This window comes from Variovorax restrictus (genome assembly GCF_051216715.1).
GTDB lineage: Bacteria > Pseudomonadota > Gammaproteobacteria > Burkholderiales > Burkholderiaceae_C > Variovorax.
Map to the genome: position 1 here is coordinate 67,254 of NZ_JBPJZH010000004.1, position 20,251 is coordinate 87,504.

18 protein-coding genes are annotated in these 20,251 nt (G+C 67.6%); 5 read left to right on the forward strand and 13 right to left on the reverse strand.

Annotated elements, in window-relative coordinates; all coding sequences use genetic code 11:
- Positions 1-4 precede the first annotated feature (4 nt).
- The 3 genes from glgC to ACSFA0_RS21285 are packed head-to-tail and all read left to right on the forward strand — an operon-like array spanning position 5 to position 5,289.
- The gene (gene glgC, locus ACSFA0_RS21275; RefSeq protein ID WP_435452281.1) at positions 5-1,309 is read left to right on the forward strand and encodes a glucose-1-phosphate adenylyltransferase; all 1,305 of its coding nucleotides are present in this window, start codon (positions 5-7) and stop codon (positions 1,307-1,309) included.
- Positions 1,309-2,769 (forward strand): glycogen synthase GlgA, encoded by a 1,461-nt coding sequence (gene glgA, locus ACSFA0_RS21280; RefSeq protein WP_435452282.1) that lies wholly within the window; start codon positions 1,309-1,311, stop codon positions 2,767-2,769. The genes glgC and glgA overlap by 1 nt, the downstream gene beginning before the upstream one ends.
- Before the next feature lie 39 nt (positions 2,770-2,808).
- Positions 2,809-5,289 carry a glycogen/starch/alpha-glucan phosphorylase gene (locus ACSFA0_RS21285; protein WP_435452283.1) on the forward strand — a complete coding sequence of 827 codons (2,481 nt, stop codon included), beginning with the start codon at positions 2,809-2,811 and terminating at the stop codon, positions 5,287-5,289.
- On the opposite strand, the gene ACSFA0_RS21290 is transcribed toward ACSFA0_RS21285, so the two are convergent.
- From ACSFA0_RS21290 to ACSFA0_RS21305, 4 genes are all read right to left on the reverse strand, one after another.
- The gene (locus tag ACSFA0_RS21290) at positions 5,286-5,741 is read right to left on the reverse strand and encodes an ExbD/TolR family protein (RefSeq protein ID WP_435452284.1); all 456 of its coding nucleotides are present in this window, start codon (positions 5,739-5,741) and stop codon (positions 5,286-5,288) included. The two genes, ACSFA0_RS21285 and ACSFA0_RS21290, sit on opposite strands and share 4 nt — an antisense overlap.
- A 13-nt stretch (positions 5,742-5,754) precedes the next feature.
- Complete coding sequence (locus tag ACSFA0_RS21295; protein WP_435452285.1) at positions 5,755-6,447, reverse strand: MotA/TolQ/ExbB proton channel family protein; 693 nt, start codon at positions 6,445-6,447, stop codon at positions 5,755-5,757.
- A gap of 13 nt (positions 6,448-6,460) precedes the next feature.
- Positions 6,461-7,261: a 4-hydroxy-tetrahydrodipicolinate reductase gene (gene dapB / locus ACSFA0_RS21300; protein WP_435452471.1), complete on the reverse strand. Its 801-nt coding sequence runs from the start codon at positions 7,259-7,261 to the stop codon at positions 6,461-6,463.
- An 89-nt stretch (positions 7,262-7,350) separates the two neighbouring features.
- Positions 7,351-7,905 (reverse strand): outer membrane protein assembly factor BamE, encoded by a 555-nt coding sequence (locus ACSFA0_RS21305; protein ID WP_435452286.1) that lies wholly within the window; start codon positions 7,903-7,905, stop codon positions 7,351-7,353.
- An 89-nt stretch (positions 7,906-7,994) separates the two neighbouring features.
- On the opposite strand from ACSFA0_RS21305, the gene fur reads away from it, so the two are divergent.
- The gene (fur, locus tag ACSFA0_RS21310) at positions 7,995-8,414 is read left to right on the forward strand and encodes a ferric iron uptake transcriptional regulator (RefSeq protein WP_435452287.1); all 420 of its coding nucleotides are present in this window, start codon (positions 7,995-7,997) and stop codon (positions 8,412-8,414) included.
- Positions 8,415-8,441: 27 nt separating this feature from the next.
- Here fur and ACSFA0_RS21315 read toward each other — a convergent pair whose 3' ends face one another.
- The 5 genes from ACSFA0_RS21315 to ACSFA0_RS21335 form a co-directional block, all read right to left on the reverse strand.
- Entirely contained in the window at positions 8,442-10,436 is a 1,995-nt protein-coding gene (locus ACSFA0_RS21315) for an O-linked N-acetylglucosamine transferase, SPINDLY family protein (protein ID WP_435452288.1), read from the reverse strand.
- Positions 10,437-10,499: 63 nt separating this feature from the next.
- Positions 10,500-11,456: an HPr(Ser) kinase/phosphatase gene (gene hprK / locus ACSFA0_RS21320; protein WP_435452289.1), complete on the reverse strand. Its 957-nt coding sequence runs from the start codon at positions 11,454-11,456 to the stop codon at positions 10,500-10,502.
- A 19-nt stretch (positions 11,457-11,475) separates the two neighbouring features.
- Entirely contained in the window at positions 11,476-11,943 is a 468-nt protein-coding gene (locus ACSFA0_RS21325) for a PTS sugar transporter subunit IIA (protein WP_286647887.1), read from the reverse strand.
- Between the two features lie 95 nt (positions 11,944-12,038).
- Entirely contained in the window at positions 12,039-12,368 is a 330-nt protein-coding gene (gene hpf, locus ACSFA0_RS21330) for a ribosome hibernation-promoting factor, HPF/YfiA family (RefSeq protein ID WP_435452290.1), read from the reverse strand.
- A gap of 305 nt (positions 12,369-12,673) precedes the next feature.
- Positions 12,674-14,785, reverse strand: a complete 2,112-nt coding sequence (locus tag ACSFA0_RS21335; RefSeq protein ID WP_435452291.1) for an ATP-dependent helicase — start codon at positions 14,783-14,785, stop codon at positions 12,674-12,676.
- 216 nt (positions 14,786-15,001) lie between these two features.
- Here ACSFA0_RS21335 and ACSFA0_RS21340 point away from each other — a divergent pair, with 216 nt between their 5' ends.
- A complete protein-coding gene (locus ACSFA0_RS21340; protein ID WP_435452292.1) occupies positions 15,002-15,991 on the forward strand; it encodes a magnesium and cobalt transport protein CorA in 990 nt (329 codons plus the stop codon).
- An 18-nt stretch (positions 15,992-16,009) separates the two neighbouring features.
- Here the strand turns inward: ACSFA0_RS21340 and ACSFA0_RS21345 are convergent, their stop codons facing one another.
- From ACSFA0_RS21345 to ACSFA0_RS21360, 4 genes are all read right to left on the reverse strand, one after another.
- A complete protein-coding gene (locus ACSFA0_RS21345; RefSeq protein ID WP_475539784.1) occupies positions 16,010-16,741 on the reverse strand; it encodes a 5'-methylthioadenosine/adenosylhomocysteine nucleosidase in 732 nt (243 codons plus the stop codon).
- Complete coding sequence (locus tag ACSFA0_RS21350) at positions 16,738-18,417, reverse strand: long-chain-fatty-acid--CoA ligase (protein ID WP_435452294.1); 1,680 nt, start codon at positions 18,415-18,417, stop codon at positions 16,738-16,740. The genes ACSFA0_RS21345 and ACSFA0_RS21350 overlap by 4 nt, the downstream gene beginning before the upstream one ends.
- Before the next feature lie 79 nt (positions 18,418-18,496).
- The gene (locus ACSFA0_RS21355) at positions 18,497-19,921 is read right to left on the reverse strand and encodes an NAD(P)(+) transhydrogenase (Re/Si-specific) subunit beta (RefSeq protein WP_435452295.1); all 1,425 of its coding nucleotides are present in this window, start codon (positions 19,919-19,921) and stop codon (positions 18,497-18,499) included.
- On the reverse strand, positions 19,918-20,247 hold the full coding sequence (locus ACSFA0_RS21360; RefSeq protein ID WP_435452296.1) for an NAD(P) transhydrogenase subunit alpha part 2: 330 nt from the start codon (positions 20,245-20,247) through the stop codon (positions 19,918-19,920). The genes ACSFA0_RS21355 and ACSFA0_RS21360 overlap by 4 nt, the downstream gene beginning before the upstream one ends.
- Positions 20,248-20,251: the final 4 nt, after the last annotated feature.

Genomic DNA, 20,251 nt, shown 5'->3' on the forward strand with positions numbered 1-20,251 from the left:
CGACATGGCCGACGATTCGACAACCCAACACCTGCAGGCCCATCAACTGGTCCGCCGCACCATCGCCGTGGTGCTGGCCGGCGGTCGAGGCTCGCGCCTGAAGCAGCTCACCGACCGGCGCGCCAAGCCGGCCGTGTACTTCGGCGGCAAATTCCGCATCATCGACTTCGCCCTGTCGAACTGCCTGAACTCCGGCATCCGGCGCATGGCGGTGGTCACGCAGTACAAGTCGCATTCGCTGATGCGTCACCTGCAACGCGGCTGGAGCTTCCTGCGGGCCGAACTCAACGAGATGGTCGACGTGCTGCCGGCCCAGCAGCGCACGGGCGACGAGCACTGGTACCGCGGCACGGCCGACGCGATCTACCAGAACCTCGACATCCTGCAGACCCGCTCGACCAAGCACGACTACGTGGTGGTGCTGGCCGGCGACCACATCTACAAGATGGACTACTCGGTCATGCTGATGGACCACGTGAGAAGCGGCCGCGCCTGCACGGTCGGCTGCATCGAGGTGCCGCGCATGGAAGCCACCGCCTTCGGCGTGATGGCGGTCAACGAAGACCGCAGCATCACCGACTTTCTCGAGAAACCCGCCGACCCGCCCGCGATGCCCGGCAAGCCCGACATCGCGCTGGCCAGCATGGGCATCTACGTCTTCGATTCCGCGTACCTGTACCAGCTGCTGGAGGAAGACAACGCCAACCCCGCCTCGAGCCACGACTTCGGCAAGGACGTGATCCCGCGCGCCGTGGCGCAAGGCCGGGCGCAGGCCCACCCGTTCAGCCTGTCGTGCGTGACACGCGGCGCGCGTGGGCCCGAGGCACCGGTGTACTGGCGCGACGTGGGCACGATTGATGCATTCTGGGCGGCCAACCTCGATCTGGCGTCCATCACCCCCGAGCTCGACATCTATGACACCGACTGGCCCATCTGGACCTACCAGCGGCAGCTGCCCCCCGCCAAGTTCGTGCTCGACATCGACGGCAACCACGGCATGACGGTCAACACCATCGTGTCGGGGGGCTGCATCGTCTCGGGTTCGAAGGTGAAGGATTCGGTCCTCTTCTCGAACGTGCGCATCCATTCCTTCTGCGACGTCAAGGAGGCCGTGCTGCTGCCCGACGTCGAAGTCGGCCGCGGTGCCCGGCTGGCGAAGGTGGTGGTCGACCGCGGCTGCATCATCCCCGCGGGCATGGTGGTCGGCGAGGACGCCGCCGCCGACGCGGCACGCTTCGAGCGCACCGACGCTGGCGTGGTGCTGATCACGCGCGAGATGCTCCAGCGCCTCGAGACGCCGGCGTCCTGATGCGCGTCCTCCAGGTCAGCGCCGAGTTCTTTCCCCTTCTCAAGACCGGCGGGCTGGCGGATGTCGCCGGCGCCCTGCCCCTCGCCCTGGCGTCGGCCGGTCAGGACGTGCGGGTGCTGCTGCCCGGGTTCCCGTCGATCCTGGCCGGCTTGAGCGACGCCGCCGACGTGGCCGAGGTCGAAGCGCCCTGGGGCCAGCGTGCCCGGCTGCGCACCGGGCGCATCGTGGTGCCGGGCGGGGCACACGTCACGGCCTACGTGCTCGATGCGCCCGCGCTGTACGACCGCCCCGGCACGCCCTACGAAGACGTCTCGCGCCGGCCCTACGCCGACAACGCGCGCCGTTTCGCGCTGCTCGGCTGGGCGGCAGCCCGCCTGGCCCGCGGCCTCGACCCGCGCTGGCAGCCCGAGGTGGTGCATGCGCACGACTGGCATGCCGGACTGGCCCCGGCGTACCTCGCCTTCGACACCGCGTCGAGTGGTCCGCGCGTGGGCAGCGTCTTCACCGTGCACAACCTGGCCTACCAGGGCGTGTTTTCGCCCTCGGATTTCGCCGGCCTCGGCCTGCCGCCGGCCGCCTTCGACGTGAACGGGCTCGAGTACCACGGGCAGCTGTCGTTCATGAAGGCCGGCCTGTACTTTTCGGACCGCCTCACCACCGTGAGCCCGACTTACGCGCGGGAGATCCAGACACCGGAACAGGGCTGCGGCCTCGACGGCCTGCTGCGCGGGCGCAGCGGCGTGCTCACCGGCATCCTGAACGCGGTCGACGACGCCGTCTGGGACCCGGGCACCGACGCCCTGCTGCCCCATCCCTACGATGTGCACATGCCCGGCGGCAAGGCGCTGTGCAAGGCCGACCTGCAGCAGGAACTCGGCCTGGCCAACGAGCCGGACGCGCCGCTCTTCGTGATGGTCAGTCGCCTGACCGAGCAGAAGGGCCAGCACCTGGTGCTCGACGGGCTCGACGCGCTGATCGCGCAAGGCGGGCAGCTCGCGCTGCTGGGCACCGGCGAGCGCTGGCTCGAAGACGCGTTCCGCGAGCGCGCCGCTGCAGCACCGCAATCGGTGCACGCCACCATCGGCTACAACGAGCGCTTCGCCCACCGGCTCTTCGGCGCCGGCGACGTGACCCTGGTGCCCTCGATGTTCGAGCCCTGCGGACTGACACAGATGTACGGCCTGAAATACGGTAGCCTGCCCCTGGTACACCGCGTGGGCGGGCTGGCCGACACGGTGGTCGACTGCACGCTGGAAGATATCGCCGACGGCCATGCCACCGGCTTCGTCTTCGACGGCTTCGATGCCGACGGTTACGGCCGCGCGCTGCGGCGCGCCTTCGCGCTGTACCGCCGCCCCGCCGACTGGCGCCGCGTCCGGGGCACCGCGATGCAGCAGCCGGCCGACTGGCAGGCCGCCGCGGCGCGGTACATCGGCGTGTACGAGCAATCGCTCGCCTGACCCGATCCTTCTTTCACCTCCAACCTCTCCACCACCACCATGACGATCGAAGAATTCGCCTACGACCATCCCGACCGCGACGTGGCCGCGTTCAAGCGCGCGGTGGCCAACAAGCTGATCTACGCCGTCGGCAAGGACCCGGTCGCCGCCAGCCAGGACGACTGGCTGCAGGCGACCTCGCTGGCGGTGCGCGACCAGCTGGTCGAGCGCTGGATGGCCACCACCCGCGCCAGCTACGCGCAGGACCTCAAGCGCGTCTACTACCTGTCGATGGAATTCCTCATCGGCCGCACCTTCACCAACGCCCTGCTGGCCCTCGAACTGCAGGACATCGTGAAGCAGGCCCTGACGGACTTCGGCGTCGACATCGCAGCCCTCGCCGAACGCGAGCCTGACGCGGCGCTGGGCAACGGCGGCCTCGGCCGGCTGGCGGCCTGCTTCCTCGACTCGATGGCCACGCTCGGCGTGCCGGGCTTCGGCTACGGCATCCGCTACGAATACGGCATGTTCCGCCAGAAGATCGTCGACGGCCAGCAGGTCGAGACGCCCGACTACTGGCTCACGCGCGGCAATCCCTGGGAATTCCAGCGGCCCGAGGTGACCTACCGCGTGCGCTTCGGCGGCCACGTGCAGCGCCGGGAAGATGCCAGCGGCAGCGGCGCGGCCGACTGGGTCGACACGCACGACGTGCTGGCCGTGGCCTACGACACCATCATCCCTGGCTACGGCACGCAGGCCACCAACACGCTGCGACTGTGGTCGGCCCGCGCCACGGAAGAGATCGACCTGTCGGCCTTCAACCGCGGCAACTACATGCAGGCGGTGGAGAGCAAGAACCACTCGGAGAACGTCTCGCGCGTGCTCTACCCCGACGACTCGACCGCCTCGGGCCGCGAGCTGCGGCTGCACCAGGAATACTTCTTCGTCAGCGCCAGCGTGCAAGACCTGCTGCGCCGCTACCTGCGCACCCACACCACCTTCGACGAGCTGCCCGATAAGGTCAGCATCCACCTGAACGACACGCACCCGGTGCTGGCCGTGCCCGAGCTGATGCGCCTGCTGCTCGACGAGCACGGCCTCGACTGGGACAGCGCGTGGGCGCACACGCAGAAGGTGTTCAGCTACACCAACCACACGCTGATGCACGAGGCGCTGGAGACCTGGCCGGTCGAGATGATGGGCCGCATCCTCCCGCGCCACCTGCAGATCCTGTACGAGATGAACTCGCGCTTCCTGGCGACGGTGACGCAGAAGCTGGGCCACGACGTCGAGCTGCTGCGCCGCCTGTCGCTGATCGACGAGACCGGCGAGCGCCGCGTGCGCATGGCCTATGTCGCCGTGCTGGCAAGCCACTCGATCAACGGCGTGTCGGGGCTGCATTCGGAGCTGATGAAGCAGTCGATCTTCGCGGACTTCAACAAGATCTTCCCGGAACGCTTCAACAACAAGACCAACGGCGTCACGCCACGGCGCTGGCTGGCCCAGGCCAACCCGTCACTCGCGGCGCTGCTCGACCAACGCATCGGCCGCGGCTGGCGCCGCGACCTGACGCAGCTCGAGGCCCTGCGCCCGATGGCGCAGCAGGCGCCCTTCGTGCGCGCCTTCCGCCACGCCAAGCGCGAGAACAAGCTGCGCCTGGCCAACTGGATCGAGCAGCACATGGGCATCGTGGTCGACACCGACGCGATGTTCGACGTGCAGGTCAAGCGCATCCACGAATACAAGCGCCAGTTGCTCAACGTGCTGCATGTGGTGTCGCGCTACCAGCGCATCGTCGCCGCGCACGAAGCCGGCCAGGCCAGCGACCTGGTGCCGCGCGTGGTGGTATTCGCCGGCAAGGCGGCGTCGGCGTACCACGCGGCCAAGCTGGTGATCCGCCTGATCAACGACGTGGCGGCGGTCGTCAACAACGACCCGCGCGTGGGCAAGCTGCTGAAGGTCGTCTTCCTGCCGAACTACAGCGTGAGCCTGGCCGAGATCATCATGCCGGCGGCCGACCTGAGCGAACAGATCTCCACCGCCGGCACCGAGGCCTCGGGCACCGGCAACATGAAGTTCGCGCTCAACGGCGCGCTCACCATCGGCACGCTCGACGGCGCCAACGTCGAGATGAAGGACAACGTCGGCGACGACAACATCTTCATCTTCGGCAACACCACGCCGCAGGTGGCCGACATCCGCGCCAGCGGCTACCAGCCGCGCACCTTCTACGAATCGAACCTGGAACTGCAGAAGGTGCTCGACGCGATCCGCGACGGCGTCTTCTCGCCGGGCGAACCATCGCGCTACCAGGGCATCTTCGACACGCTGGTGAACTGGGGCGACCAGTACCTGCTGCTGGCCGACTACGCGAGCTACGTCGCCACGCAGGCGCGCGTCGATGCGCTGTACCGCGACGCCGACGCATGGACGCGCATGGCGATCCTGAACGTGGCCGGCATGGGCGCCTTCTCGTCGGACCGGACCATCGCCGAGTACGCGCATGACATCTGGCACACGAAACCCGTCATGCTGAACTAGCGGGCGGGCGGGGCCTCGGTCACGAACCCGATGCGGCTGAGCCCTGCCTTGTTAGCGATGTCCATCAGCGCGACGATGCGACCGTAGGGCACGGTCTGGTCGGCGCGCAGCTGCACCTCGGTGTCGCGGCTGGCCGCGGCGGCGCTGGTCAGGCGCGTGGCCAGTTCAGCCTCTGTCACGGGCTGGTCGTTAACGAAGAGCTGGCCTTTGGCATCGATTGCCACGCCGACGAACTTCGGCATGTCGCCCGTCTTGCCGGCGTCGGTGCGCGGCAGGTCGAGGCGGATGGAACTCGCCATCAGCGGCGCGGTGATGATGAAGATCACCAGCAGCACCAGCATCACGTCGACCAGCGGCGTCACGTTGATGTCGGACATCGGCCGCTGACCGCCGCCGCCGGTCGCGCGGCTGCCGCTGGCACCGGACCCGAGCGACGCGCGGCCGAAGCTCATGGTGTCCAGCTGATCAGACCGGCAGCGGCCGTGCCGGCGGCAGCGCCGCAGCGGGCGCCTCGCCGAAGACGGCCAGCAGGTCGTGCGCGAAGCCTTCGAGCTCGACCTCGATGCGGCCGATGATCCGGCCGAACACGTTGTAGCCCAGCACCGCCGGGATCGCGACCGCCAGGCCGAAAGCCGTCATCACCAGCGCTTCGCCGACCGGACCGGCCACCTTGTCGATGGTGAAGCCGCCCGCCTCGCCAGCGATGCCCGCCAGCGCCCCATGGATGCCCCACACCGTGCCGAGCAGGCCGACGAAGGGCGCGGTCGCGCCGATGGTCGCCAGCAGGATCTGGCCGGACTGGAGCCGCCGCAGCGCCGCGTGCAGCGCATCGCGCAGGGCGCGCGTGAGGCGCTGATTGCGGTCGCCCGCGTGGCCGAGCGTCGCTCCGCCTTTGTCAGCGGCCAGGGCCTTGAGCGCGACGACCGCCGGCAGCACCAGCCGTGGGCCGTCGAAAGTGCGCAGGCCTTGCTCGGCCTCCGTGATCGACGGTGCCTGCCAGAACGCGGCAATGCTGCGCAGCACCGCGCGCGTTCCGCCACGCAGCAGCCAGGCCTTGAGCAGGATCGCGATCCAGCTCGCCACCGACATCAGCAGCAACAGCGCCGCCACGCTGCGGCTGACGCCATCGCCCTGGGCCAGCAGCTGGACGATGTTCATCGTTGGACTGTTCTCAGCGCAGGCCGAGCACGTCGAACATGTCGAAGAGCCCGGTCTTCTGGTTGCGCAGGAAATGCGCCGCCCGCAGGCTGCCTTGCGCATACGTCGTGCGGCTGGCCGACTTGTGCGTGATCTCGATGCGCTCGCCGGTGCCGGCGAAGAGCACGGTGTGGTCGCCGACGATGTCGCCACCGCGGATGGCCGAGAAGCCGATGGTCGACGGGTCGCGCTCGCCGGTGATGCCCTCGCGGGCGTACACGGCGCATTCCTTCAGGTCGCGGCCGAGCGCATCGGCGATGACTTCGCCCATCTTGAGCGCAGTACCCGAGGGCGCATCGACCTTGTGGCGATGATGGGCCTCGATGATCTCGATGTCGTAGCCGGTCGACAGCGCCTTGGCCGCCATCTCGAGCAGCTTGAAAGTGACATTGACGCCGACGCTCATGTTCGGCGCCATGACGATCGCGATGTCCTTGGCGATCTCGGCGATCTCGGCTTTCTGCGCATCGCTGAAGCCCGTGGTGCCGATGACAGCCTGCACACCCAGTTCGCGGCAGACCGCGAGATGCGCCAGCGTGCCTTCGGGGCGGGTGAAGTCGATCAGCACCTGCGCGTCCTTCAGGCCCGCGCGCAGGTCGGAGGCGATGGCGACTCCGCTCGTGAAGCCGAGGAACGCCGCCGCGTCGGTGCCGACGGCCGCGCTGCCGGGCACATCGAGCGCCCCGGCCAGACGGCAGTGGTCGTCGTTGCGCACGGCCTCGATGAGCATGCGGCCCATGCGGCCGGAAGCCCCGGCAACGGCGATGCGGCGCACGGCCGAGGAAGAAGAAGCAAGAGGTTCGGTCACGCGGATTCAGCCTTCGGTGGGGAGAAACGCTCGACGCCGCCGGACGGCGACCACGCTCAACGCGTGGATTCGAGCGGCGGGTAGCTGGGGGGCAGCGGAGGCAGCGGTGCCGCCGCGGCGCCGGTGGTGGCGTCCTTCTTCGGCGGATCGAATTTCTTCAGCTGCGCTTCGGAGGCTTCCAGCTCGGGCACCTTGCCGCTGAACCGGCGGGCATCCAGGCCGGCCACGAAGTCCTTCTCGCTGGGCATTTCGTCACCGACGAAGCGCTCGAGCAATTCACCGTTGAAGAACACCGTGAGGCGGCGCTGCTGTGCCTCGACGCCCTGGCGACGGATGGTGAAGACGTAGTCCCAGCGGTTGGCATGGAACACGTCCGTCAACAGCGAGGTACCCAGAATCTCGCGCACCTGCTGGCGCGACATGCCGGGCTTGAGTGCGTCGACCTGTTCCTTCGAGACGAAGTTGCCCTGCACCACCTCGACCTTGTAGGGCGTCACGGCGTACAGCATGCTACGGGTGCGGTCGGTCATGCTGCCGCAGGCGCCCAACGACAGGCTCGCGAGAACGGCGAGCGCGAGCAACCACAGGCGCGTTTTGGGATTGGCAAGCATCTGAAAAAGGGGGAGCGATATGATCGACCCATTGTAGCGGCAGGCCTTTTTCAGGCAGGGCCGCCCACACGGCTGGCGCAGGAAAGACCATGGGCAACATCGACGAACTCAAGAACACCGGCCTCAAGGCCACGCTGCCGCGGCTGAAGATCCTCGAGATCTTCCAAGGCGGCGCCCAGCGCCACATGACCGCCGAAGACGTGTTCCGGGTGCTGCTCAACGAGCACTCCGACATCGGCCTGGCCACCGTGTACCGCGTGCTCACCCAGTTCGAGCAGGCGGGCATCCTGGAGCGCAGCAACTTCGAAAGCGGCAAGGCCGTCTACGAACTCAACGAAGGCACGCACCACGACCACCTGATCTGCACCTCGTGCGGCAAGGTCGAGGAGTTCTACGACGCCGAAATCGAACGGCGCCAGCAACTGATCGCCAAGGACAAGGGCTGGATCCTGCAGGACCACGCCATGTCGCTGTACGGCTTGTGCGCCGACTGCGCCAGCCGCCGGTAGCGCCCACAGCCCCACGGTCGAGCCCCGTCAGCGCCCGCTGATGTCGAGGTGGTCGGGCCTCAGACCCGCACGATGCCGGGCCCACATCGCCTCGAATGCCGATTCGATCCGTCGCGCGAACAACGGGGTGTCGAACAGCGGCGACGTGTCGCGGTTTTGGGCGAGCCGCGCTCGCAAGGCCGCGAGCGCCGCTGGCGACCGCGCCAGTGCCAGTGCCATCTGCTCGTAGGCGTCCGGGCTGTCGGTCACCAGCTCCGGCAGGCCCACCGCACGCAGCAGGCTGGCGGACACACGGGAAGCGAAGGTCGTGCCCGCCATGGTGAGCACCGGCAATCCCGCCCACAAAGCGTCGCTGGCCGTCGTGTGCGCGTTGTAATAGAAGGTGTCGAGGAACAGGTCGGCATGGGCATGCCGTGCCAGGTGGTCGGCCATCTGCGGCATGCGTTCTGCCCAGACGAAGCGATCGGCCGTTACCCCGCGGTCGGCCGCCTCCGTCAACAGCGAGGCCCTTGACGCATCACTGCCCTTGAAGAGCCACAAGACGCTGCCGGGCACCTGGCGCAGAAGGCGCATCCAGATGTCGAAGACATCCGGCGTGAGCTTGAAGCTGTTGTTGAAGCATGCGAAAACGAACCCCTCCGCGGGCAGGCCGAGACTGGCACGGTCCGCCGGCACGGGCGCGATTGCCTTGGTGTTGTCGTTGACCTGGAAGGAGCCGGGGAGGCGCACCACCTTTTCGTCGAAATGCACATGGTCCCCCGGCGGAATGACCGTGGCATCGGCGACGATGTAGTCCACGAAGTCGCCACCGGTCGTCCCCGCATAACCCAGATAGCTGACCTGGATCGGCGCCACCCGTCGCGCGAAGATGCCAATGCGCTCCTCACCCGTGAGCCCGTTCAGGTCCACGGCGATGTCCAGGCCCGCGTCGCGCGCGGTGCGCACGAGTTGCTCATCGTCGAGATGTCCGACGTTGTGGAAATGGTCGAAGCCCGCGGCGATGCGTGCGGTCATCGCGTCCGACGGGTTCCGCCCGATCGCGAAGCCGAACCACTCGAAGCGAGAACGGTCATGGCACTCGAACAGCCGCGCGGTCAGGTGCGCGACTGCATGGTCGCGAAAATCGGCGGAGAAATAGCCGACGCGCAATCGGTGGCCAGGCGGCCGCGTCGGGAATCCGATCGGCGCCGCCGACTGCGCGGGGCAATGGTCCTGCATATAGGTCCGCGCAGCCCTGCGTTGTGTCGCCGGGCCTGCAGGCGTGGACAACATCGGCAATGGTGCAGAGGCGCGATCGCCACGATCGATGCGATCGACCAGCACCTCGACCTGCTGATGCCAATCCGCCCATCGGCACAGATGCATGCGCTCGTGCAATGCGGCGCCGCGCAGGTAGTCCATCTCCGGCGCCAGGCGCTCGAGCACTTCGTAGCCGTCCAGCGCGTCCTGCCGGCGACCGAGGAGGGACAGCACGCCGCTACGGCTCCACCACGCACGGTCGAGCCCCCGATCGAGCGACAAGGCGAGGTCGTAATGGGCCAGCGCCTGCGTGAGACGCCGCATCTCTCCGAGGCAATCGCCCAGGTTCAGCTGAAGCGCGGTCGAGCGCGCATTCTTGCGCTCGGCTCGCCGGAACGTCGCCAGCGCGGCTTCGTTCTGCCCCAGCTTGCGCAACGCGACACCCCACTCGTGCAGGACCTCGAAATGCTCGCCCGACAAGGCGACGCATTGCTCGAACGCCTGCGCCGCAAGTGCCGCATCTCCGCGCTGCAGCCTTACACGGCCGAGATAGAACAGGACCTCCGGCGCGCACCCCGGCAGGGCCGCAGCCTTGGCCAGGTGGCCTTCGCAGCCGGCAAGGTCGCCCCGGTTGCCGCAGATGTAGGCCAGCAGCTCGTACGCCTTCGGCATCGCCGCGTCACGCGCAAGAACACGTTGCAGCAGAGCTTCCGCCACCTGCGGCTGGCCGGCACGGAACGCGTGCTCCGCTTGAGAGAGTTGTTGATGCAGGGACGCGTTCATCGGGACGGTATGGAGGGCAGGCGCAACAAGCGTGCGACCGCGAGAGGAGAGAGGCCGAAGCCGTCAGTCCGCGTTGCCGGCTTCCATCGCCTTGTGGTGCCGCGCCACGAAGTCGGCGTAGGTGTCGATGCCGCGCAGTTGCAGGATCGAATTGCGCACGGCCGCCTCGACCAGCACCGCGATGTTGCGGCCAGCGACCACCTGGATGATCACCTTGCGCACCGGGATGCCCAGCACGTCCTGCGTGAGCGGCGCGGCCGGCATGCGCTCGTAGTCGCGCTCGAAGCTGTCGCGGCGCACCAGGTGCACGATCAGCTTCAGGCGCATCTTCCGGCGCACTGCCGTCTCACCGAAGATCGCGCGGATGTCGAGCAGGCCGATGCCGCGCACTTCCAGCAGGTTCTGCAGCAGCTCGGGGCACTTGCCCTCGATGGTGTTCTGGTTGATGCGAAAAAGGTCGACCGCATCGTCGGCCACCAGGCCGTTGCCGCGCGAGATCAGCTCCAGCCCCAGCTCGCTCTTGCCCAGCCCGGACTCGCCGGTGATCATCACGCCCAGGCCCAGGATGTCCATGAACACGCCGTGCATCGAGGTGCGCTCGGCGAAGTGTTTCGACAGGTAGGCGCGCAACAAGTCGATGACATAGGCCGAGCCGTCACGCGTGGCGAAAAGCGGCAACTGCGCCCGTTCGCAGATCGACAGCAGCTCGTCCGGCGCGGCCTGCCCGTCGGCCAGCACCAGCATCGGCGGCTCGAGCGTGACGATGCGCGCGATGCGGCGCGCGCAGTCTTCGGGCGTCCCGCGCGTCAGATAGGCGATTTCGCGCGCGCCCAGGATCTGGACGCGGTACGGGTGGATGTAGTTGAGGTAGCCGACCAGGTCGGCAGCCGATTGCGCCTGGCTGATGACGTCGGCGTCGAACTGCCGCTCGGACGCGCCGAGCCCGGCCAGCCACTCCCAGCGCAGCGGCCCGCGGAACTCCTCGAACATCGCGTCCGCGCTGATGACCGTCGGCTTCATGCGCGGCCCACGGCGATGGTCAGGCGATCTGGGCGGACTGCCAGCCGGCGATCAGGGCGTGCAGCGCGCCCGCGTCGGTGCTCGACTTGATCTGCTCGCGCAGGCCGGCGTCGCTCAGTAGCTCGGCGATTTCCGAGAGGATTTCCAGGTGCTTCTGCGTGGCGGCTTCAGGCACCAGCAGGAAGATCAGCAGCACGACGGGTTGCTCGTCCGGCGCGTCGAAGCCGATGGCTTGCGCGAGCTGGAACACGGCGGCCATGGGCGACTTCAACCCCTTGATGCGGCCGTGCGGGATGGCCACGCCGTGACCCAGGCCGGTCGAGCCCAACCGTTCGCGCGCGAACAGGCTGTCGGTGATGAGCGCACGGCCGAGGCCGTGCAGGTTCTCGAACAGCAAGCCGGCTTCTTCGAAAGCACGTTTCTTGCTGGTGGCGTCGACGCTCACGAGGACTTGAGCGGGTGGGAGGATGGACGCGAGGCGATTCATGTGTGGGGGGCGGAGCGGGGGCGATTATGCACCCGCATCGCAAAAAGCAAAGGGCCACCCGGAGGTGGCCCGCAAGAGTGTTTGCCCGAAGGCGGTCACATCAGGCGTTTGGGCGCGGCGTGATGGTGGTCCTGCAAGCGGTCCTTGTGGCGCACCACCTGGCGGTCGAGCTTGTCGACCAGCTCGTCGACGGCGGCGTAGAGATCAGCATGGCTGGATTCCGCGAACATGTCGCTGCCCTTCACGTGGATGTTGCATTCGGCCTTCTGCCGGCGCTCCTTCTCCTTTTGCTTTTCCACCGTGAGGATCACCTTGACATCGACCACCTGATCGAAGTGCCGGGTGATCCGGTCCAACTTGGTGGTGACGTAGCTGCGCAGGGCAGGCGAAACGTCGAGGTGATGACCGCTGATCGTCAAATTCATGAATGACCTCCAGATTGACGGTTGGGAAAATGCCCAGCGCTCCGGAATTGGGGCGTGAGCGGGGGATTCGGTGCGGGGGTTTGGAACGAAAGAGAAGAAGGTCGGTTCACTATGCCCAAGGCTTCAGCGCATTGCAATGCCCCTGTCACATTCGCTTCCATTTCTTTCGGAACGGGGGCCGCTCAGCTACCAATTGCATAGCATCTCTTCTATCCGCCATCTGCGTTGCGGGATCCGTGAACACCAAAGACCACGGTCGAGCAGCCCTGCTGCCGACCCCGGCATGTCAACGGCGCCGGTGACGATCAGCGCCAGGCCGCGCGCATCCGGGCCAGCAGATCGATGGCCGCCGCCGGTGCCGGGACGTGCGGCGCCTGAACGGGCGGCGGCGGCCAGGTGCACCGCTCGAAGCGGGCAGCATCCGCCTCGGTGATGAAGCGGCTGCGCCCGGCGTAGAGGTGCCGGTCGCCGCGGGCGGACTGCTGCGTCACGTAGAAGCGCTGCGGCACCAGCAGGTGCAGATGGTCCTTGGCACGCGTCATGGCGACGTAGAGCAGGCGGCGCTCCTCTTCCAGTTCCTGTGCACCCTGGGCGACGTCGGCGGGCAGGCAGCCGTCGACGACGTTCAGCACATGCACCGAGGTCCACTCCTGGCCCTTGGCCGAATGGATGGTCGAGAGAATGAGGTAGTCCTCGTCGAGCAAGGGCGGGCCGGCACGGTCGCTGGTCGCCTCGGGCGGGTCGAGCGTGAGTTCGGTGAGGAAGCGTTCGCGCGAGGCGTAGCCCGCCGCCAGGCGCGCAAGCTGCTCGACGTCGCCGCGGCGCACGCCCGCGTCATCGTGCAGCCGTTCCAGATGCGGGAGGTACCAGGCCAGCGCGATCTCCATGTCGGCCGGCCAGGGCAGCGACGGTGCACGCAACGCGGCATAGGTCTCGGCAAATCGCGCCCACTCGACCTGCGCCAACGCCGGCGGCACGAAGTCCTGCACCGCCGCGGCCGGGTCGGCGGCCGTGTCCATCGCATCGAGCAGCCGCGTCGCCGTGGCCGGGCCGATGCCGGGGATGAGCTGCGTCACGCGAAAGCCGGCCATGCGCCCACGCGGGTTCTGCGCGAAGCGCAGCACCGCCAGCAGGTCCTTGACGTGCGAGGCCTCCAGAAACTTGAGGCCACCGTACTTGACGAAGGGGATGTTGCGGCGCGCCAGCTCGAGTTCGAGCGCGGCGCTGTGGTACGAGGTGCGGAACAGCACCGCCTGCGACTTGAGCGCCAGCCCGCCCTCGCGGTGCGCCAGCACCCGGTCGGCAACCCACTGCGCCTGCTGTGCCTCGTCGGGAACCAGCACCAGTTGCGGCCGGCCGGCGGATGGCTTCTCGGTCCACAGCGTCTTGGCATGGCGCTCCGCAGCCGCCGCGATGACGGCATTCGACACGTCGAGGATCGGCTGCGTCGAGCGGTAGTTGCGCTCCAGCGCCACCACGCGCGCGGGCTCGGCGAATTGCGCCGGAAAGTCGAGGATGTTGCGCACCGTGGCGCCGCGGAAGGCATAGATCGACTGCGCATCGTCGCCCACCACCGTGAGCCCGCGCCCGTCGGGCTTGAGCGCCAGCAGGATCGCGGCCTGCAGCCGGTTGGTGTCCTGGTACTCGTCGACCAGCACGTGGTCGAAGCGTGCACCCAGCTGCGCCGCGAGCGCCGGCTCGGCCACCATGCCGGCCCAGTAGAGCAGCAGGTCGTCGTAGTCGAGCACATGCTGCTGCTGCTTGGCCTCGACGTAGGCGGCGAACAGCCGCTTGAGCTCGTTCTCCCACTCGGCGCACCAGGGGAAAGCGTGGGCCAGCACCTCGGCCAGCGGCGCGCAGGTGTTGACGGTGCGCGAGTAGATCGACACGCAGGTCCCCTTGCGCGGGAAGCGCTTGGTCGTCGCCGACAGGCCCAGGTCGTGGCGCACCAGCCCCATCAGGTCCTCGGCGTCGCCGCGGTCGTGGATGGTGAAGTTCTCGTCGAGCCCGATCTGCGCCGCGTACTCGCGCAGCAGCCGTGCACCGACACCATGGAACGTGCCGGCCCAGGGCAAGGCCGGTGCCGCCTCGGAGCGCAGGCCGAGCACCTGCGCGGCGACCTGTCCCGCGCGGCGCGCCATCTCCTGCGCCGCGCGGCGCGAGAAGGTGAGCAGCAGGATGCGCTGCGGATCGGCGCCCTGCGCGATGAGGTTGGCCACGCGGTGCGCCAGCGTGCTGGTCTTGCCCGACCCCGCCCCGGCGATCACCAGCAGCGGCCGCATGTCGCCGAGCGCTGCGCCCACGCCGTGCTCGACCGCGGCACGCTGCGCGTCGTTGAGCGTGGCCAGCGCCGCGGCCAGGCGCTCGGTCTGCGTTGTGGCCGGACGCGTCGTTGAAACAGTGGGGTGAGTCGGCATCGGAGCCCCGCACTTTACTGGATGTCCATCCAGCCGAACAGGCAGCGACGACATGCTGCAGTGCCATAATCGCGCCTCGCTGCAACCCCGGAGATTTCGCATGGACAGCTATCCGTCTCGGCAGCTTTCAACTCCCTTCTGAGCGTCGTTGGCGAGGGTCTTGAAAGCGCCACCTTTCCGCCGCCAACCGCAAGACCCTATCTCCGGGAGTGAGCCATGCTCAACATCTTCTCGCTCGCCAACGGGCGCCTCGTTCAGGAAGAAATCGAGGCCCTCGAAGAGCTGTCCCAGTTCCAGCCCATCTGGGTCGACCTCGAATCGCCGACGGTCGAAGAAAAACGCTGGATCAAGCAGTACTACGGCCTGTCCATTCCCGAAGACGCGATGGACGAGGACATCGAGGAGTCCGCCCGCTTCTATGAAGAGGACAACGGCGAACTGCACATCCGCAGCGACTTTCTGATCGACGACGACGAGAACCCGCGCTCGGTGCGCGTCGCCTTCATCCTGAACCAGCACAACGCCGAGCTGCGCAGCCGCGGTGTGCTGTTCTCGATCCACGACGAAGACGTGCCGGTGTTCCGCCTGCTGCGCATGCGCGCACGCCGGGCGCCGGGCCTCATCGAAGACGCGAAGGAGGTGCTGCTCAAGCTCTTCGACGCCGACGCCGAATACTCGGCCGACACGCTGGAGAACATCTACGACGAGCTCGAAGTGGCCGGCAAGAAGGTGCTCGAAGGCAACGTCAGCGACGAGCTGGCCGGCGAGGTGCTCGGCGCCATCGCGCGCCAGGAAGACTTGAACGGCCGCATCCGCCGCAACGTGATGGACACGCGCCGCGCCGTGAGCTTCATGATGCGCAGCCGCATGCTCAACGCCGAGCAGTTCGAGGAAGCGCGACAGATCCTGCGCGACATCGAATCGCTCGACAACCACACGGCCTTCCTGTTCGACAAGATCAACTTCCTGATGGATGCGACCGTCGGCTTCATCAACATCAACCAGAACAAGACCATCAAGATCTTCTCGGTGGCCAGCGTGGCGCTGCTGCCGCCGACGTTGATCGCCAGCATCTACGGGATGAACATGAACATCCCCGAGGTGCAGGCGCTGGGACGCGGCGCGTACTTCTATGTGCTGGCGCTGATGGCCGCAAGCGCCCTGGGACCGATGTGGTACTTCCGCCGTCGCGGATGGCTGAAGTAGCCCCAGCCTGAGGGCGGTTCAGCCCTTGGGCAGACTGCGCAGCAGCGTCTCGACGATCGCGGCCGAATGCGGGCTGGCGACCGTGCGGATGAACTGCAGGAAGTCGCCATGCGCGGTGTCGTCGGCGCGGTCGGAGATGGTGCGCACGGCCGCGAAGGGCAGGCCGAAATCGTGGCACACCTGCGCGAAGGCCGCGCCTTCCATTTCCACCGCGAGGGCGTCCGGCAACTCGGCCTGCAGCATGCGGGCCTCGGCCGTGGTGGACACGAAGCGGTCGCCGCTGACGACCAGCCCCTGATGCACCCGCGCCTGCGGCAACGCCGTGCGGGCCGCCTCGCACAGTGCCGCGGCCAGATCCGCGTCGGCCACGAAGCGGCTGAGGCCGTAGAGCGGCACCTCGTGGCGCGGAAAGATCGGCGAGGCGTCCATGTCGTGCTGCAAGATGGCGTTGGCCACGACCACGTCGCCCACCTGCACGCCGGCGCCCAGCCCGCCGGCCACGCCCGTGAAGACGACGCGGCCCACCCCGAAGCGTTCAGCCAGCACGGCAGCCGTCGTGGCCGCGGCCACCTTGCCGATGCGCGCGAGCACCGCGACGACATCATGGCCGTGCAGATGTCCCTGCCAGAACTCGCGTCCCGCCACCACGACCTTGCGCTCGTCGGGCATGAGCTCGAGCACCGCCGCCAACTCCTCGTGCATGGCCGAGACGATGGCGATGGGTGCGGCGGCGCGCACCACGGCGCTCACTTCTTCGCGTCGCGCAGTTCGCGCCGCAGGATCTTGCCCACCGGCGTCTTCGGCATGTCGGTGCGGAACTCGATCACCTTCGGCCGCTTGTAGCCGGTGAGGTTCTCGCGGCAGAAGTCGCGCACCTGTTCTTCGGTCAGGGCCGGGTCCTTCTTGACAATGACCAGCTTGACGGCTTCGCCGGTCTTGTCGTCGGCCACGCCGACCGCGGCGCATTCGAGCACGCCCGGCATCATGGACGCCACGTCCTCGATCTCGTTCGGGTACACGTTGAAGCCCGACACCAGGATCATGTCCTTCTTGCGGTCGACGATCTTGAAGAAGCCGCGCTCGTCGACCACGCCGATGTCGCCCGTCTTGAACCAGCCGTCCGGCGTCATGACCTTCGCGGTCTCGTCGGGGCGCTGCCAGTAGCCCGCCATCACCTGCGGGCCCTTGATCGCGATCTCGCCGGGCTGGCCGAGCACGACCGGCTCACCGGCGTCGTCGAGCAGCGTCATGAAGGTGCTCGGCAGCGGCACGCCGATGGTACCGGTGTAGGCCTTGCTGGTGGTCGGGTTGCAGCTCACGGACGGCGAGGTTTCGGACAGCCCATAGCCTTCGCAGATCGGGCAACCGGTCTTCTCGAGCCAGAGCTTGGCCACGGCCGCCTGCACCGCCATGCCGCCGCCCACCGAGACCTTCAGGTTCTTCCAGTCGACGGTGCCGAAATCGGGATGGTTGGCGATGCCGTTGAAGAGCGTGTTGACCGCCGGGAAGCTGTGGAAGGTGTGCTTCGACAGCTCCTTCAGCGTGGCCGCCATGTCGCGCGGATTGGGGATGAGGATCACCTTCCCGCCGGTGCGCAGGCCCAGCATCATGTTCACCGTGAAGGCGAAGATGTGATACAGCGGCAGCGCGCAGACGCTGGTCGGCTGTTCACCGGCCGGCACCTTTTGCATCACCGGCTCGTTCCAGGCTTCGGACTGCAGCACGTTGGCGATCACGTTGCGGTGCAGCAGCACCGCGCCCTTCGACACCCCAGTGGTGCCGCCGGTGTATTGCAGCACCGCCACGTCGTCGGGACCGATGGTCGGCGTCTTCACCCCACGCGCCGCGCCTTCGCCCAGCGCCGCGTTGAAGCGCACCGCCTGCGGCAATGCATAGGCCGGCACCAGCTTTTTGACGCTGCGCACCACATAGTTGACGATGCTGCCTTTCAGCAAGCCCAAGCGGTCGCCCATCGCGCCGAGCACGATGTGCTTGACCGGCGTCGATGCCAGGCAATGCTGCAGTGTGGCGGCGAAGTTTTCCATGATGACGATGGTCTTCGCGCCGCTGTCCTGCAGCTGGTGTTCGAGCTCCCGCGGCGTGTAGAGCGGGTTGACGTTGACCAGGATCAGCCCGGCCCGAAGGATGCCCGCCACCGCGATCGGGTACTGCGGGCAGTTGGGCATCATCACCGCGACCCGGTCGCCCTTGACCAGCCCCAGGCCCTGCAGATAGCCCGCGAAGGCCCGGCTGTGGCGGTCGACGCTGGCGTAGCTCACGTCCTTGCCCATGAAGCTGTAGGCGGTGCGGTCGGCGTACTTCGAGAAGCTCTCGTCCATCAGCCCGACCAGCGAGCTGTACTGCGAGGGATCGATGTCGGCCGGGACACCCGGCGGGTAGCTGCCGAGCCAGGGGCGATCGGTCATGGTCTTGTCTCCATGTCGGAAAAAAAGGGGGGCGCGACACCGTCGCGCACGAGGCCGCGCTTCAGCGCGCGGGACACTTCTACTCGATGGCCTTGCCCATGTCCTCGACCACCTTCTTGGCGTCGCCGAAGACCATCATGGTCTTGTCCATGTAGAAGAGTTCGTTGTCCAGGCCGGCGTAGCCCGCGGCCATGGAGCGCTTGTTCACGATGACGGTCTTGGCCTTGTAGGCCTCCAGGATGGGCATGCCGTAGATCGGGCTGCCCTTGGTGTGCGCGGCCGGGTTCACCACGTCGTTGGCGCCCAGGATGATCGCCACGTCGGCCTGCCCGAACTCGCCGTTGATGTCCTCCATCTCGAAGACCTGGTCGTAGGGCACCTCGGCCTCGGCCAGCAGCACGTTCATGTGGCCCGGCATGCGGCCGGCCACCGGGTGGATCGCGTACTTGACCGTGATGCCCTTTTCGGTGAGCTTCGCCGCGAGTTCCTTCACGGCATGCTGCGCACGCGCCACCGCCAGGCCGTAGCCCGGCACGATGACCACCGTCTCGGCGTTGCTCAGCACGAAGGCCGCGTCGTCGGCGCTGCCGCTCTTCACGCTGCGCTGCACTGCGCCACCTGTGGCCGCCGCGGTCGCATCGCCCCCGAAGCCGCCCAGGATCACGTTGAAGAACGAGCGGTTCATCGCCTTGCACATGATGTAGCTCAGGATCGCGCCCGAGCTGCCGACCAGCGAGCCCGCGATGATCAGCATCGCGTTGTTCAGCGAGAAGCCGATGCCCGCCGCCGCCCAGCCTGAGTAGCTGTTGAGCATCGACACCACCACCGGCATGTCGGCACCGCCGATCGGGATGATCAGCAGCACGCCGAGCGCGAAGCCGAGCGCGATGACCAGCACGATGTCGATCCAGCTCTGCGAATGCCAGAAGCCGAACACGAAGAAGGCCGCCGCCAGGCCGAGCACGGCATTGAGCATGTGCTGGCCCTTGAACTGAACCGGCGCGCCCTGGAACAGGCGGAACTTGTATTTGCCCGAGAGCTTGCCGAACGCGATGATCGAGCCGGTGAAAGTGACCGCGCCGATGAACGCGCCGAGCGCCAGCTCGATGCGGTTGCCGCCCGGGATCGGCGCGCCGTGCGCCGAGATGCCGAAGGCCCAGGGCTCGGCCACCGCCGCTACCGCGATGAACACCGCCGCCAGGCCGATCATGCTGTGCATGAAGGCGACCAGCTCGGGCATCTTGGTCATCTCGACGCGTTGCGCGGCAATGCTGCCGGCCGTGCCGCCGACCAGCAGGCCCAGCAGCACCCAGCCCATGCCGAGCGCCTTGCCGCCGGAGAGCTGCACGATGAGCGCCGCCGTCGTCAGCACGGCGATCGTCATGCCGGCCATGCCGAAGACGTTGCCCCGGATCGACGTGGTCGGGTGGCTCAGGCCCTTGAGCGCCTGGATGAAAAAGACCGACGCCACCAGGTACAGCAGCGTGACGACATTCATGCTCATGCCACGTCTCCCTTGGTGGGCGCGGGCGCCTTCTTCTCTTTCTTCTTGAACATCTCCAGCATGCGCCGCGTGACGAGAAAGCCGCCGAACACGTTGACCGCCGCCAGCGCCACGGCCAGCACGCCCATGGTCTTGCCCAGCGTGGTCTCGGTGAGCGCTGCGGCCAGCATCGCGCCGACGATGACGATCGCCGAGATCGCGTTCGTCACCGCCATCAGCGGCGTGTGCAGAGCGGGTGTGACGGTCCACACCACGTGGTAGCCCACGTAGATGGCCAGCACGAAGATGATCAGGTTGATGACGGTGTGCGAGACGGCGGTGTCCATGGCT